Genomic DNA, 12491 nt, shown 5'->3' on the forward strand with positions numbered 1-12491 from the left:
AAAAAGCTAGAGTCTTTCTTGAAAGCTTGACGCGAAGCCACCTTGTTCCCTCCTGTTTCGTGTCTTCATAGTCGAGCCCTGGCGGCTAAACTAGAAAACAGATTCCAAAATAGCTTTCAAGATAACTTTGAAAAATACTCTGAGAACAATAAGCAGCGGAAGACTGCATCCTTACTTTCACCTTGAAAAGTCGCTGTTTAGAACCCAAGTCATATACCCGCAAATCACCATCACCGCCGAGTCCAATAACCTTTGACCTGTCCGAAACAAAATGACCATCTACCATCAGCGACTCGAAGCCGCGTGGCATTGCCATCGAAGTGCCTTCAATTAGAGCAACGCGGGAGGGTTGCCACCGCGCACTGGTGAAACCAAGAAATGTGAACCATTGTTATTGAACGTGAAGAACTGCGGCTCACTGGCATGTTGTTTTTTCACCGCCACATCCTTTCCTTTGGACGCATCCAGCAGAGCAACCTGATCACTGGTATCCTTCCCCACCTGAGCAGGAGAGAATGTCCATTCGCGGTCGGAACCAGCAACCAAATCGTGTCGTGTTGTCGTGTGGCGCGCGACCGGCTTGGCCAAAACAAGTTCTTCCCGGATGCCACGACTTGGTGCGGATCGGCTGGCCGGCAGACGAAAAGCGTCCTATCAGCCGTCCTAAGCATTTCCGGCACGGGACTTGGCCGCGCGCGGGCGCGGCGCCGTGAGGTGCTGAACGAACATCCACGCGATGACCAAGACCAGGAACGTGCTCGCCCACCCCATGGTCGTTTCGCCAATCCAGAACGTGACCGCGATGTTGAAGGCAAAAATCCCAAAATAGACGCCGAGCGGGGCAAGGCGCTGGCATGGGAACTCGAAGGCGCCACGCGGTGGGACGCGGCGCAGCCAAGTGGCGTCGAGCAGCCGAAACGTGGTCGTAATCAGTACGCCGACGATGAACCACCCAACGTAGTTTTCAATCGTCACGCCAAAATGCGGCCCGCCCTGCGGGTAGTAGTAAAGCTTCCCCAAAAACCACCGCTCGCCCTGAAGTGTGACCGGGTCAATCACGATGTCGAGCAGCATCATCAGCAGTCCCGCATACCCAATCGTCCACCACGACTGCCGGGCCGCGCGATCATCGGCCGCAGTCGGCCGGGGCGTCCACGGCAGGCGCAACAGGACGGCTGCTTCAAAACTGATGAACGACAAAAACGCAAACGACAGCGAGTCGAAAAAAGGGACACCGGCCACCCACAACTCCCGGTCACTCGTCCGGTCAATGTAGTGATACAGCCCGAACGGAAACCCGTTGTGAATCGAACTCCACTCGCAGGCAAAGGCAATCAGGTAAGCCGTGACCGTCCAGACCAGCGTCCGCAGCCATCCCATCCGCGCCACGGCCAGAAACAGATAGGCCAGCAAAAACACGAAGACGTAGGGCCGGAGCGCCACCGTCCCGACGAGCAGTTGGAGCGTATCGGTCATGGTTGAAAGTCGCGGATGAGCGGCAATGCCTCATCCGCCGTGAGCAAGTCCAACGCGGCCAGAATGACCCGCCGCTGGAGGGCCGGATCGTCCGGCGCGCCAAGCGGATACCCCAACGGAAAGGGCACCCAGAGCGCCCGCGGCGGACGTACCTTTTCGGTGACGAAACGGTAAAGCGAAATTGAAACTGTCACGATGCCTTCATTCTCGAATGCCGCTTGGATCAGTCCGACCGACTGATTGCACATCGGTCAGACCGGGGTCAGCAGGGCCACATCCACTTCGTCGGTGCGTGCCTGGCGGGCTGCCTCCGGCGCGGTTCGGCTGATGAGTTCTCCGGGCTTGGCAATCGAACCGCAAAAGGACCAGGCCCGCGCGTTCAAGCGTCCGACAACCCCTTCCGAGACGAGTTCCTGAACGCGCGTGATGGGCAGCGCCAAGTTGGGATCGCGTTCAATGCCCGTGTGATCAAACGACGGGCTGACGTGTCCGACCTTGAGCGCGGACAGGTCGCAGTCCGTCGGAATGATGCGAAACGAGGGATCACCGGCCAGCTTGAGGTCAAAGGTTGGTTGCGTCGGCAAGTGAAACGCGGCCGTCGTCACAAGACCGAGGTTGCAGTCGGCAAGTGGTTTGGCAAGCCGCGCCGGCTGCCATTGGGAGGCGGTGTAGCGATACGCCCGCATGAACGACCGGACAAGCAGGCTGGCGTCGGCCAGTTCAGCCATAGATTGAAAGCTCCTTTAGCCAATCGGCGCTGCCAGACCGAGTGCGCGCGGCTGCGTCCCGATGACGTTCTCTATAGCATACTGAAGTGCACCCAGGACTGAAACCGGCGACGGTCACGGCCGTCAGCAGGTGGGACGGTCAGGCACCGGTTGGCGCGCAAAGAAGTCCACCCGGAAGCGCGCCATGTAATCGTTCAGCAAGTGCGTGATGCGGTCGTAACTGGGGGATTTGACAATCAGGCCGGCATGAAAATCTTTGTTGAGCCGCCACGCGACTTCCGGGTCGTTGTAGGCGCTGGTATCTGGGCGTTCTTGCCGAGCCAGTGAAATCAGAAGCCCGGCATAGTCCCGCCGGGGCGGTGGTGGCCGATAGCCTCCAAACGGCTCGGCGCATTCGAGCTTGGCCCACTCCGCCCAGAGGTTCACCCCGGTTGCCGCTTCGACCAGCTCAACGATGTTAGCGCCGCCCACCCGGGCTGAAGTCTCAAGGAAATAGTACGTGCCATCCGCGTGCGCCTTGATGAACTCAGTATGTGAAGCGCCACAGACCATGCCCATGGACTGAAGAACCCGCCGGTTGAGTTCCAGCAGTTGTTGTTCATCATCGGTGTCATGCTCGACGATGCGGGTGGCAAAGACATCACCATCGTGCATGACCTCGATTGGTGGGCGCGCGTACTTGCTCACGGCCGCAAACACGACTTCGCGCTCCGAAACAATCGAGTCCACGTGATAGACATCGCCCGGAATGAACTTTTCCAGCAAGTGAAAGGAACGCCGGTCGCCTAGGCTTTCCAGTCTGGCCCACAGTTCATCCGGCGAGTTGACGCGCTGGATACCAATCGTCGAAGCTTCCGAACGCGGCTTGACCAACCAGGGACCCGGTGTTTCGGCCACATACTCCCGCACCACCTCGTCGTTGAACACCGGCGTAAACGGCGGCGCCGGAACGCCATGCTCCCGCGCCTTGGCGCGCATGGCCAGCTTGTCGCGGAAATATCGGCCGGTGGTCTCCCCCATCCCCGGCACGCGCAGGTGCTCGCGCAGGGCGGCCGCGGTTTCCACATCGAAGTCGTCCAACGCCACGATGCGGTCAATCCGGTGCGTTCGGGCCAAAAAGCTCACGCCGAGAATCACATCGTTGAGCCGCCACTTCTTGTTGTCATCCGGCATGAGAAAAATGTCGTCGAGACTTTCACGCGGCCAGTCAGCATTCTGGATACTTTCAGAGGTAACCAGATACACGCGCCACCCCTGGCGCTTGACCTCGCGCATGAACTCCGCGCCTTTTTCATAACTGGCCAGACACAGCATCGTAAGCGGACGAGTCGGCATGAGTGAACGCTCCCCACAAAAGAAGTGAAACCATCGAGGCGTATGTACGGAAAGTGCATTCTTATTCGTGGGCTGGTGTTGACGCAAGGGATACTGCACCAACCCCTGACTTGAGCACTTCAACTGCCCCCTCACTCGCTTGAACGCGAATGCGGTCCCCGGTCTGGATGACGCGCGTCACACCTCGCACATTCGTTACGGACGGCAGACCAAGCTCACGCAGCACAATTGAGCCATGCGACAGGTCGCCGCCGATCTCGACCACCACCCCGGCGACGGCAGCAAAGACTGGAATCCAGCCGGCATCCACAGCTCGCGCAACCAGAATATACGGCTCGTCGGTGTCTCCCGGCGGCAGGGTCGGTGTGTCGCACACCCAAGCGCGCCCCTCGGCCGTGCCACGGGTCAATCCGATGCCCGGGAGGCGCTGACCAACCAAGTCACCGCCGGCCCGCGCGCGAATGAAGGCGGTAAAGTCATCAAAGCGCTGGAAGACATCCGGGAAGTCATACTCCGCAAACCGCGCCTGTTCCTCCCGGCGGGTCGCCAAAAAATCCGGCGTGACGCGCCACCCGCCATCGAGCCGTTTCAGCTCATCAACTTCCAACAACCAGACATCTTCCGCTGCCGGTAACGCTCCGGTAGCACAGGCCTGCTCCGCCAGGCGCTTCAGCCGCTGCCGGAGACGGTCGAAAGTTTGCATGGCGGCATGCCGCAGCCGCTCGCGCGCGTCAAGCGCCCGGCGCGCTTGCCACCACACCGGATACACCAGCCAGGCAAACCAAGGTAACGGTGGCGGCGTCAGTGCTCCGCGTGGAAGCCAGAGGCTGGCCAGCAATACCTCCGGCTGCTCGTGGTAACGCGGTTGGGCAATGTCACTTTCAAAGATGCCGCGAAAGCCATAGCGCGCGAGGTAGTCTTGCCAAAGCTGCCGAAAGGTTTCGTCATGTGGCAGGCCGCCCCGCCGGAGCACATCCACGACCGACGGGTGCGCTTGCACGTAATCCCGGAGCGGATCGAGGTCAGTCATCAGGCGTGTCGTAATGGTTTCATGACGCGCGGCCCATTCAGACAGGAGTCCCAAGCGCCGGAGCGCGGCCATGGGTCCGCTGATGGCCTGCGTGAGCGAAAACATTTCCCGCACGAGCGCCGTGTAAACGGTCTGCAAGTCGGTCAGGCAGGTGGTAAAGTTGTCTGAGTCAGACGCTTGGCCAACCTGAGCTAGCCAGGCAATCCGGTTTTGGGCCGAGCCAACCGATTGCAACTGTGCCCACCCTAATCTGACCAGCGCGCGCCATGACCGCCACAATCGCCCCCAGCGCAGCCCCTGGCCGAAAACGTCGCGTCCGCCAATGGCATCGGTGACCAAGCGCGTTGGAAGTCCCCACAACCGCATCATGTCGGCCAGTAGCGATAGGTTGATGAACGGCCGCCCGGCAAAAACCTCGATGAACGGACGATTCGCCGGCAAGCGCGCATCGAAGTCACGGTAGTAATCAAACAAATCCTGCGCACAGGAAGCAATCAGGCTTGTCATCAGGCGCGAGGGAAGCGGCGGCAGAATCTCCCGGTGATTGGCATAGGTGAACCACTCGTTGCGGGTCACTGGTTGGGTCAGCGGGCGCACCTGGAGTAACCAGCAGCGGCGGCCGTCATCGGCAAACTCGACATCCCAGTTGCCGCGACCAAAAACCCGCCGAACGTCACGCAGCAACACCTGTAGTCGTCCCGCGAAACCGCTTTCCGTCGGCCCTTCAAAAGCGTTGATTTTTGGCAGGTTGCGGGTCTCGCCTGGCACTCGCCCACCAACGAGGTCATCAGCTAAACCTTCCGTGACATTGATCAAATCATCTTCATGGTCGGTTTCGGTGGCGGCAACGCCGGCCCAGCGGGCGTCCACCATGGCCATGACGATGACATCGCGCCGGTGCGGAGCTGCGTGCCGGAGACTCGAACACCAAACCTCGCACAGCGCGGTCGCCACGTCCTGGGGGGCGACGTTCAACACCGAATCGAAATACCCTGCCAGGCTTTTGGTTGCACCATCCTCGACGGCAAAGGCCGACCGGACGGCCAAGCGCGGCGACACCACCGGCAAGTTCAGGGCCCGCTCAAACGTGGCCACGTCGTGAAGGACGAAACGACCTTCGGCTGCTTGAAGCCATCCCTGGCGCAAGCTTTCGCCGAACAACTCATCTAGGACGATGAGGCCATCCGGCACGGGCAGCCCGGCCGCCGCGGCCCGGTCGAGAGAAGCTGCCTTTGGCCCAACGCCTAGGCGGGAACCCAAGGCAGCCCCAAGCCGGACAAAAAAACGTTCAGATTTCAGCATGGGCTTCAAACGACGTTGGCCGGCGCAAGTAGTCGAGCAGACAGCGCCATGAGCTTGCGCGCGTAGGCTTCCGGTTGTTCCAGCATCGGGAAGTGATCCCAGTCACTGACAATCTCGATGGTCGCCGCCGGGAGCTTTGCCCGAAAATCGGCGGCCTGGTCGAGCGTCAGCACGCGCTCACGTGCGCCCCACAGCAGAATCGCCGGGATGGTGATGGGTTCCAACGCTGCGAACCACTCGGCCGTAATGAGTTCGAACATCTGGCCAAAGGCTTCGCAAGCGCCATACTCGGCAAAGAAGCGGTTGGCCACGTCGTCCGGCACCGGCTGTGAAAACAACATCCGTCGCCAGAGCGGACGCAACACTGGTGAAGCCAACATGCGTTTGCCTAACTCGCGGGTGGCAGGAAACCCCATCACCCGTGGAAACCAGCGCGTATCCAGCCGCGCGCCAACCGGCGCATGCAAGATGACGCCCGTCACCGAAGGCGCGAAGCGCTGGAGATATTCCAGCGCCAGCGAACCGCCGATGCCATGTCCGAGGAGGATCCGGGGCGCGTCAATGCGCGTCAAAAATTGCTCAATCCGATCGGCGTAATCGGCAAGTGTCCGGCAGTCCGGATCGCGCGGCGTGCCACCAAAGCCCGGCAACGTCAGCGCCTCGAAGGCCACCGGCGCGTTCTCGGTGAAGAATGGACGAAGTCGCGCGAAGCGAAACGCCCCGCCGCCGTTTCCATGAATGGCGATGATGGTTGGGCGCGTCATGCTTGAGCCGACAATGTGGTTGCCACCGGCAGGGATGTCCAGTCTGGGTGGTCGCCGGCGTGCTTGAAGTCATGCCCCCACAGAATCGCCCCCGATGGGGAAACGAGAAACGCGCCCGGCATGACGAAGGGATCGCCAACCGGAAAGCCGATGCCATGTCCCTTGCGCGCCGCCCGCAACCCACATGACCAAACCTCCGGGCCAAACAGCTCACGCCAACCACCCCGCTCGATGCCAAACGCCTTGTAAAACACCAGTGGCGTATCACTCACGGCGCGCGCCTCCGGCCAGTGACCCGCGAAAAAGGTCTTGCCCTGCTCAACCGTGCCCTGGAAAAAGAACAGGACCGGTGGGTAGTCAGGGGTGCTAGCCGCGATGTCGCGCAAATCGGCCACGATTTCGCGGCAGAACACACACCCAAAATGCCGCAGAAAAACCAGCAGGTTGACCGGACCGGTCAACTGATCGGCAAGCGTCGGGCCAGCTAGGTTCAACCCGTTCACATCCTGCACCAGAACGTCCTGTGGAACACGTTTCATCATCTCACGCCAAACCTCCAAACTGATCAAACGTCCAGGCGCTGACCGAACGAACGCCAGCGCTTCGGACGCACTCCTAAAGCCGTGATGTGCGCGGGGGAGGGTGCTTGGTGGGGCAGGAGACCAACGGCATCATCCGCGCGGCGCTGGATTCAACCGTGCGGCCACACACATTGGCCGGTCAGGTCTCCGGGTTGCAGCCGCACCTGGGCAGCTAAACGTGAGTTTTCTAACAGTTTTTGGGTGCTATAGTTCTGGGCGTAAAACTTTACGTAAAAGTAAGGTTTTACGCCATCGTCCCCGACACAGCCCCCACTTGGCTTGCCGAGGAAACGTCTCAGGGCAAACGACGCCCGGAAGCCACGGATGAGGGGCGATGCGGCGGCGCGTGTTGCCGCCACAGTTTTTAGGTTGCATCCAAGGAGAGTCCAGCATGGCACGCATCAAGTTGACCGAGGAAAATCGTTTCTCAACCTACGTCAAGAGTCGGAATTCTCCGCAGTACCGTGATCTCGAAAAGTGGCAGCAGTGGTTTGCCTCCCGTGGAATTGCCTCTGTCATCGCCTGCTCGCGTAGCGGTTACGCGCTATATCGGGAAGGGCTGTTGCCGGTTGACATTCACGATGAATCGCCGGCCTCGGCGGAGGGAAACGGGGCGAAGACATTCTTTGTTCCCGTCGGTCCGAAAACCCAAGCGAATGAGGGCGTGTCCAATCAGCGCCTGGCGGACGACTTGCCCAAGAGAATGGCTACGGCTTGACTGAATCGCCTCGAGTGTGAACAGGGCGCGCTGGGTAACTTCCCTGGCGCGCCCCGATTGTTGTTCGCGTGAAAACCCACCTGGGTTTCACGCACTCCGGGAAGGCGAACCGCGACTACATTGGCGGCAGCGGCCCGCGACCAAAGCCGGGACCACGATGCCCCCGGTGCTCGCGCATCCGCTGATGGAAGCGATCCAACATCTGCTTGGCGCGTTCCCGCTGCTCCGGCGTGAGAACCGCTGCTACCTGCGCCTTGACCCGTTCCTTGGAAACAATCAGCTCCGTCATGGTCTGGGCTTGCTGCTGGGCAATCACCCGCACCTGAGCTTCATTGAATATGCCGTCCAGTCCAAGCGTACGGAGTTGGTCGTGGCCGGCCTTGAGCTGCTTCATGAGCGGCTCGGCGGTGGCGCGTTCGGTTTCCAGAATCTGCCGAATCTGGGCTTGCTGCTCTTCGGTGAGGTTGAGTTCCGCCGCCATGCGCTTCATGAAAAAGCCCATGAAGTGACCCGGCCCGCGGTCGCGTCCGGCAGCGTAAGCAACGCCCCCCAACACGCCCGTCAGGGTCAAAGCCAGCGCGAAAGCGACGGCGAGAGGACGTAAACTAAGACGGTGAACCATAGGTGATGCTCCTTCTCGAATGACTTTGGGCGGGATCCGAGGTGGCACGCCCAGACCGCGAACGCCTCGTTCAGCGGCTGTTACTATAGACGCACCTGGTCGCGGTAAAGTCCGTCAAATTCGGTCAGACGCCTGTCAAGAATCGTCAAGCGCCGTGCCTCACCGGAGCCACCCGACAAGCTCGGAACCAGACCGAAGTATCGTGTCCTGCCGGTCGGGTCCGGTTGACACCAGCCCGATTTCGCACCCGACGAGTTCCTCGAGTCGCGCGATGTAGCGCTGCGCATTGTCAGGCAGTTGCTCGAAGGACGTGAGTCCCACGGTGGATGACCGCCATCCGGGGAGCGTTTCATAGACCGGCTCGACGGCTTCGAGGTCTTGGGCGTCGTGCGGAATGGCTTCGACGAGTTCCCCACCTAGCCGGTAAGCCGTGCAGATGTCAATGGTTTCAAAGTCATCCAGCACGTCCAGCTTCATCAGCGCCACACTCGTCAGTCCGTTGATAATCCGGGCATAGCGGGCCACGACGCCATCGAACCAGCCACAGCGTCGTGGGCGTCCGGTCGAGGCTCCGTACTCCTGGCCGCGCGCGCGCAGCCGCTCGCCAACGGCGTCGGTCAGTTCGGTGGGGAACGGCCCGCTCCCGACGCGGGTGGTGTAGGCCTTCATGATGCCCAGCGCGCCGGTGATGGCGGTGGGAGGAACGCCCGTGCCCACCGTCGCGCCGCCGGCCGTGCCGCTGGACGAGGTGACATAGGGATACGTGCCGTGGTCAATATCGAGCATTGTCCCCTGGGCCCCTTCAAAGAGCACGGTTTTCCCGGCCGTCATCTCACGCGCAAGCAATAGGGCCGTATCGGTGACGAACGGCGCAATCCGGCTCGCTTTGCCCAGGAGATCGTCCACCACCGCGGCCAGGGCAATCGGCTCCGCGCCACGCGCCCGCAAAATGTCATTGGCTTCGCCGATGATTTCCTCGAGCTGGCGCTTCAGCCGGTCAGGACGCAGCAAGTCACCGGCGCGCAGTCCGCGTCGTCCGATTTTGTCCTCGTAGGCGGGACCAATCCCGCGCAGCGTCGTCCCGACTTGCCGGACACCGCGGCGCTGCTCACTGGTTCGTTCGAGCGCGAGGTGATGGGGCAAAATGATGTGCGCCCGGTTACTGATCGCCAACCGTCCGTCAAAGTCAATCCCACGGGCAGATAGCTCATCTATCTCGGCGAGCAGCGCGGTTGGGTCCACCACCACCCCGTTGCCGATCACGCACCGCTTGCCAGGATGGACGATCCCCGATGGCAGCAGGTGCAGCACGAACTTCTCGCCGTTGACAATCACGGTGTGGCCGGCGTTGTGACCGCCCTGGTACCTGGCGACAATGTCGAAGTGCGGGGCGACCAAATCTACAATCTTGCCCTTCCCTTCATCCCCCCACTGCGTTCCAACCACGACGATATTTTTCATCCGCCGCCATGAACCCTCGCCCGGTTTCAGTCAGCACCCCACGCCGGAAAAAGGGCTTCACGCTCCTTTCCTTCTGAATTGTTTCCGAGTTGCTCGCCAACTCGACTCGCTCAAACATGCGCCCTCCCCCCGGCGCATCAGTCCGCGCCAAGTCAACGAACCACAGCATTCGGGCGACAGGTCTCATCAGTATTCGTTCTTATGGGCTTTTCCGTCAATGTCGGCTGTCGCGCCACCCGGCTCGACTGGAGAGACGACACCCGGACGCCCCAGCCACCGCCGGATGTGAAGCCAAGGCAACCAGGTGGTCGTATCGGCATACCGTTGGCGGAGGTACGCTTCTGAGGGGAACCCCATCTCGTAGAGCAGCCGCAAGCGTTCCCGCCAAGATAGGGCCAGTAGTTCCAGTTGCAGCCGCTTCCAGCGACTCAGATGACAGGCCAGGATTTGGGCGGACAGTTCCGGCCCGGTCGAGCGCGCCAACGCCGCGCCGACATCGTCTGGATAGGGCGTGCCGAACCAGACCCGCGACAACTGAAGGCAAGCGAGACAGACCCGCAGGATGCGTAACCGGCGCGCGCGTTGCAAAATCCGCTCGGCGGCGTCTGGCGTCCAGAGCGATGCCAGCAAGTGAATATCGTACAGCCAGACAAGAGCAAACTCGTAGCCAATATGCAGCGCCAGGTGGAAGCAGGCGTGGAGAAACAGGTCTTCGTCCGACGGAGCGTAAGCTCCGGCGCCAAGGGCCGGTAGGTCTGTTCGGTCATGCCACATGGCGTCGAAGTTGAGGACATGAGCAAAGACGGCCGTGTTGGATAGGCTCCAGTGCACGTCAAAAGCCACATCGCCACGGGCGAGCGTGGCCTGACGGTTGATAAGCTGTCCGGTGACGCCCAACGAGCGCGTGTAGCCCAGGCTTTCCAGCAGGGCCATCAACCCGGCCGCATCTGACGGGCGAACCAGAACGTCCACATCGGTTTTGACGCGATGATGTGGCTCAGGGTAGTGCCGGTAGCTCATCGGTATGCCTTTGAGCAGGAGCACCGGCCGGCCCTGGGCCTGGGCAAGCGGGAGAAGCTCGCGCAGCGCCAGCATTTGCTGCACATCGAGGAGCGCCTGCGCCCGCCCGCGCGATTTCAACCAAGCTTGCAGCTCATCTGGAAGGGAGTCCCAGGCATCAGATGGCAACCGCGCGCATAGCAGCGGGCCAAGCCGGTGGGTCTGGAGGGCGGCCATCACTTCCGTCGCGGACAGTCCGGCATCCCAGACGGCCGCCCCACGCGCCTCGGATTGTCCGGTCAGCGCGCGCTGCAAAAACCTATCCACTGGGGTTGACGGCAAGAGCGGCGTCAGGGCAGTTGGTAGCATGGGCCGAGTCTCGCCAAGCGCCATCACCGCCGCCGGATGGCATCCAGCAGTCGGACGAAATCCATGATTCGGTGCTCGGCCCACCGGCGGTCTTCGTCAGCCCGGCGCGCGGCCAGAAAACCAACGTGACCGCCACGCTCGGTCAAGAGAATCGTAATGCTTGAATTGTCAGCAAAGGCCGGTTCGGTAAGCGGCGCAGCCGGGATGAACGGATCGTCCTGAGCGTGGATGATGAGCGTCGGCAGGCGGATGGCCGCGGCAATTCGGACGGCGCTCGCCCGGTGGTAGTAATCCGCCGCGTCGGCGTAGCCGGCCGCCACGGCTGTGTAGGCTTCGTCAAATTCACGAATCGTCCGAATCCGCTTGAGGTGGCGGGCATCGTACCGCTCTGGAAACAGCTTGGCCTTGCGTTCCATCCGGGCTTTGAGACTCCGCACAAACCGGCGATGGTAAAACCAGTTCACGGGCTGCTCGATGGCCGCCGTGCTCGCCGCCAGATCGACCGAGGGGGAAATCGCCGCAATCCCCCGCACGCACTGGGGGGCATGCGCGCCATATTCTCCGGCCAGACGCAGCGCCACATTGCCCGAAAGCGAAACGCCAATCACATAGACGTCCGTCGCCCCGTCCTGCTCGCTCAACTCCGCGATGATGGCGCGGACGTCCTCGGTCAACCCAGCATTGTAGAGGTGAGGCGATAGATGCTCTGTGCCGCCACAGGTGCGCGTATTGAGACGAATCGCATGAAAACCCGCCCGCAGCGCTTTTTCCGCCAGTCCGCGCATGTAGCTCGACTCGACCGAGCCTTCCATGCCGTGCAGCAGAAGCAGGATTGGACACGCCGCCGGCGCGCGTCCGGGCTGCCAGTGGCAGACGGCCGTCACGGCCGTATCTGGTCGGGTCTGAAACGTCCGTGGCCGCCCCGTTTGCTCCACCTGCGGCGACCGCCGCGGTAGGACCGAGCCAAGAATGGTCTGTAGGTGGGGGTTGGTCAGGCGTGGATCAGGAACGAACGGACGAGCCGCCAACCGCTCCAGCAAGTAGGCGCGGGGCGTCATCGCCCGCGTTGCCGTTCCTAGCGCTCCAAGCTGCATAGCCGCAGTCAA

At 61.5% G+C, this 12491-nt stretch carries 14 protein-coding genes; 1 reads left to right on the top strand and 13 read right to left on the bottom strand.

All coding sequences use genetic code 11. The annotated features are described in order from the left end of the window. Nucleotides 1-330: 330 nt before the first annotated feature. The 8 genes from J8C06_RS14150 to J8C06_RS14185 all read right to left on the bottom strand — a co-directional run bounded on the left by J8C06_RS14150 (nucleotide 331) and on the right by J8C06_RS14185 (nucleotide 7177). Nucleotides 331-588 (bottom strand): hypothetical protein, encoded by a 258-nt coding sequence (locus J8C06_RS14150; RefSeq protein WP_211430070.1) that lies wholly within the window; start codon nucleotides 586-588, stop codon nucleotides 331-333. Nucleotides 589-663: 75 nt separating this feature from the next. After that, the gene (locus J8C06_RS14155; RefSeq protein WP_211430071.1) at nucleotides 664-1476 is read right to left on the bottom strand and encodes a carotenoid biosynthesis protein; all 813 of its coding nucleotides are present in this window, start codon (nucleotides 1474-1476) and stop codon (nucleotides 664-666) included. Next, nucleotides 1473-1670, bottom strand: coding sequence for a hypothetical protein (locus J8C06_RS14160; protein WP_211430072.1), 198 nt, complete (start codon nucleotides 1668-1670; stop codon nucleotides 1473-1475). The genes J8C06_RS14155 and J8C06_RS14160 overlap by 4 nt, the downstream gene beginning before the upstream one ends. Before the next feature lie 57 nt (nucleotides 1671-1727). Further along, nucleotides 1728-2204 carry a hypothetical protein gene (locus J8C06_RS14165; RefSeq protein WP_211430073.1) on the bottom strand — a complete coding sequence of 159 codons (477 nt, stop codon included), beginning with the start codon at nucleotides 2202-2204 and terminating at the stop codon, nucleotides 1728-1730. 123 nt (nucleotides 2205-2327) lie between these two features. Further along, on the bottom strand, nucleotides 2328-3539 hold the full coding sequence (locus J8C06_RS14170) for an ATP-grasp domain-containing protein (RefSeq protein WP_246602120.1): 1212 nt from the start codon (nucleotides 3537-3539) through the stop codon (nucleotides 2328-2330). A gap of 61 nt (nucleotides 3540-3600) precedes the next feature. Then, on the bottom strand, nucleotides 3601-5871 hold the full coding sequence (locus J8C06_RS14175; protein WP_211430074.1) for a PEP-utilizing enzyme: 2271 nt from the start codon (nucleotides 5869-5871) through the stop codon (nucleotides 3601-3603). Between the two features lie 5 nt (nucleotides 5872-5876). Then, nucleotides 5877-6635, bottom strand: coding sequence for an alpha/beta fold hydrolase (locus J8C06_RS14180; RefSeq protein WP_211430075.1), 759 nt, complete (start codon nucleotides 6633-6635; stop codon nucleotides 5877-5879). After that, nucleotides 6632-7177 (bottom strand): SelL-related redox protein, encoded by a 546-nt coding sequence (locus tag J8C06_RS14185; protein WP_211430076.1) that lies wholly within the window; start codon nucleotides 7175-7177, stop codon nucleotides 6632-6634. The genes J8C06_RS14180 and J8C06_RS14185 overlap by 4 nt, the downstream gene beginning before the upstream one ends. Nucleotides 7178-7607: 430 nt before the next feature. Between J8C06_RS14185 and J8C06_RS14190 the strand changes: the two genes are divergently transcribed. After that, nucleotides 7608-7934, top strand: coding sequence for a hypothetical protein (locus tag J8C06_RS14190; protein ID WP_211430077.1), 327 nt, complete (start codon nucleotides 7608-7610; stop codon nucleotides 7932-7934). A 115-nt stretch (nucleotides 7935-8049) separates the two neighbouring features. On the opposite strand, the gene J8C06_RS14195 is transcribed toward J8C06_RS14190, so the two are convergent. From J8C06_RS14195 to J8C06_RS14215, 5 genes are all read right to left on the bottom strand, one after another. Continuing rightward, nucleotides 8050-8556 carry a Spy/CpxP family protein refolding chaperone gene (locus J8C06_RS14195; RefSeq protein ID WP_211430078.1) on the bottom strand — a complete coding sequence of 169 codons (507 nt, stop codon included), beginning with the start codon at nucleotides 8554-8556 and terminating at the stop codon, nucleotides 8050-8052. Nucleotides 8557-8715: 159 nt separating this feature from the next. After that, nucleotides 8716-10017: an adenylosuccinate synthase gene (locus J8C06_RS14200; protein ID WP_211430079.1), complete on the bottom strand. Its 1302-nt coding sequence runs from the start codon at nucleotides 10015-10017 to the stop codon at nucleotides 8716-8718. Beyond that, nucleotides 9977-10204 carry a hypothetical protein gene (locus tag J8C06_RS14205; RefSeq protein ID WP_211430080.1) on the bottom strand — a complete coding sequence of 76 codons (228 nt, stop codon included), beginning with the start codon at nucleotides 10202-10204 and terminating at the stop codon, nucleotides 9977-9979. Before J8C06_RS14205 ends, J8C06_RS14200 begins: the two co-directional genes overlap by 41 nt. Next, nucleotides 10204-11385: a nucleotidyltransferase domain-containing protein gene (locus tag J8C06_RS14210; RefSeq protein WP_211430081.1), complete on the bottom strand. Its 1182-nt coding sequence runs from the start codon at nucleotides 11383-11385 to the stop codon at nucleotides 10204-10206. The genes J8C06_RS14205 and J8C06_RS14210 overlap by 1 nt, the downstream gene beginning before the upstream one ends. 23 nt (nucleotides 11386-11408) lie before the next feature. Beyond that, nucleotides 11409-12479: a YheT family hydrolase gene (locus J8C06_RS14215; RefSeq protein WP_211430082.1), complete on the bottom strand. Its 1071-nt coding sequence runs from the start codon at nucleotides 12477-12479 to the stop codon at nucleotides 11409-11411. Between the last annotated feature and the right edge of the window lie 12 nt (nucleotides 12480-12491).

This window comes from Chloracidobacterium validum, assembly GCF_018304825.1.
Lineage (GTDB): Bacteria > Acidobacteriota > Blastocatellia > Chloracidobacteriales > Chloracidobacteriaceae > Chloracidobacterium > Chloracidobacterium validum.

Coding starts and splice junctions, on each gene's coding strand:
- J8C06_RS14210 (WP_211430081.1), bottom strand. CDS start 11,385: ATGCTACCAACTGCCCTGACGCCGCTCTTGCCGTCAACCCCAGTGGAT.
- J8C06_RS14165 (WP_211430073.1), bottom strand. CDS start 2,204: ATGGCTGAACTGGCCGACGCCAGCCTGCTTGTCCGGTCGTTCATGCGG.
- J8C06_RS14205 (WP_211430080.1), bottom strand. CDS start 10,204: ATGAGACCTGTCGCCCGAATGCTGTGGTTCGTTGACTTGGCGCGGACT.
- J8C06_RS14215 (WP_211430082.1), bottom strand. CDS start 12,479: ATGCAGCTTGGAGCGCTAGGAACGGCAACGCGGGCGATGACGCCCCGC.
- J8C06_RS14190 (WP_211430077.1), top strand. CDS start 7,608: ATGGCACGCATCAAGTTGACCGAGGAAAATCGTTTCTCAACCTACGTC.
- J8C06_RS14170 (WP_246602120.1), bottom strand. CDS start 3,539: ATGCCGACTCGTCCGCTTACGATGCTGTGTCTGGCCAGTTATGAAAAA.
- J8C06_RS14180 (WP_211430075.1), bottom strand. CDS start 6,635: ATGACGCGCCCAACCATCATCGCCATTCATGGAAACGGCGGCGGGGCG.
- J8C06_RS14175 (WP_211430074.1), bottom strand. CDS start 5,871: ATGCTGAAATCTGAACGTTTTTTTGTCCGGCTTGGGGCTGCCTTGGGT.
- J8C06_RS14200 (WP_211430079.1), bottom strand. CDS start 10,017: ATGAAAAATATCGTCGTGGTTGGAACGCAGTGGGGGGATGAAGGGAAG.
- J8C06_RS14155 (WP_211430071.1), bottom strand. CDS start 1,476: ATGACCGATACGCTCCAACTGCTCGTCGGGACGGTGGCGCTCCGGCCC.
- J8C06_RS14195 (WP_211430078.1), bottom strand. CDS start 8,556: ATGGTTCACCGTCTTAGTTTACGTCCTCTCGCCGTCGCTTTCGCGCTG.
- J8C06_RS14185 (WP_211430076.1), bottom strand. CDS start 7,177: ATGATGAAACGTGTTCCACAGGACGTTCTGGTGCAGGATGTGAACGGG.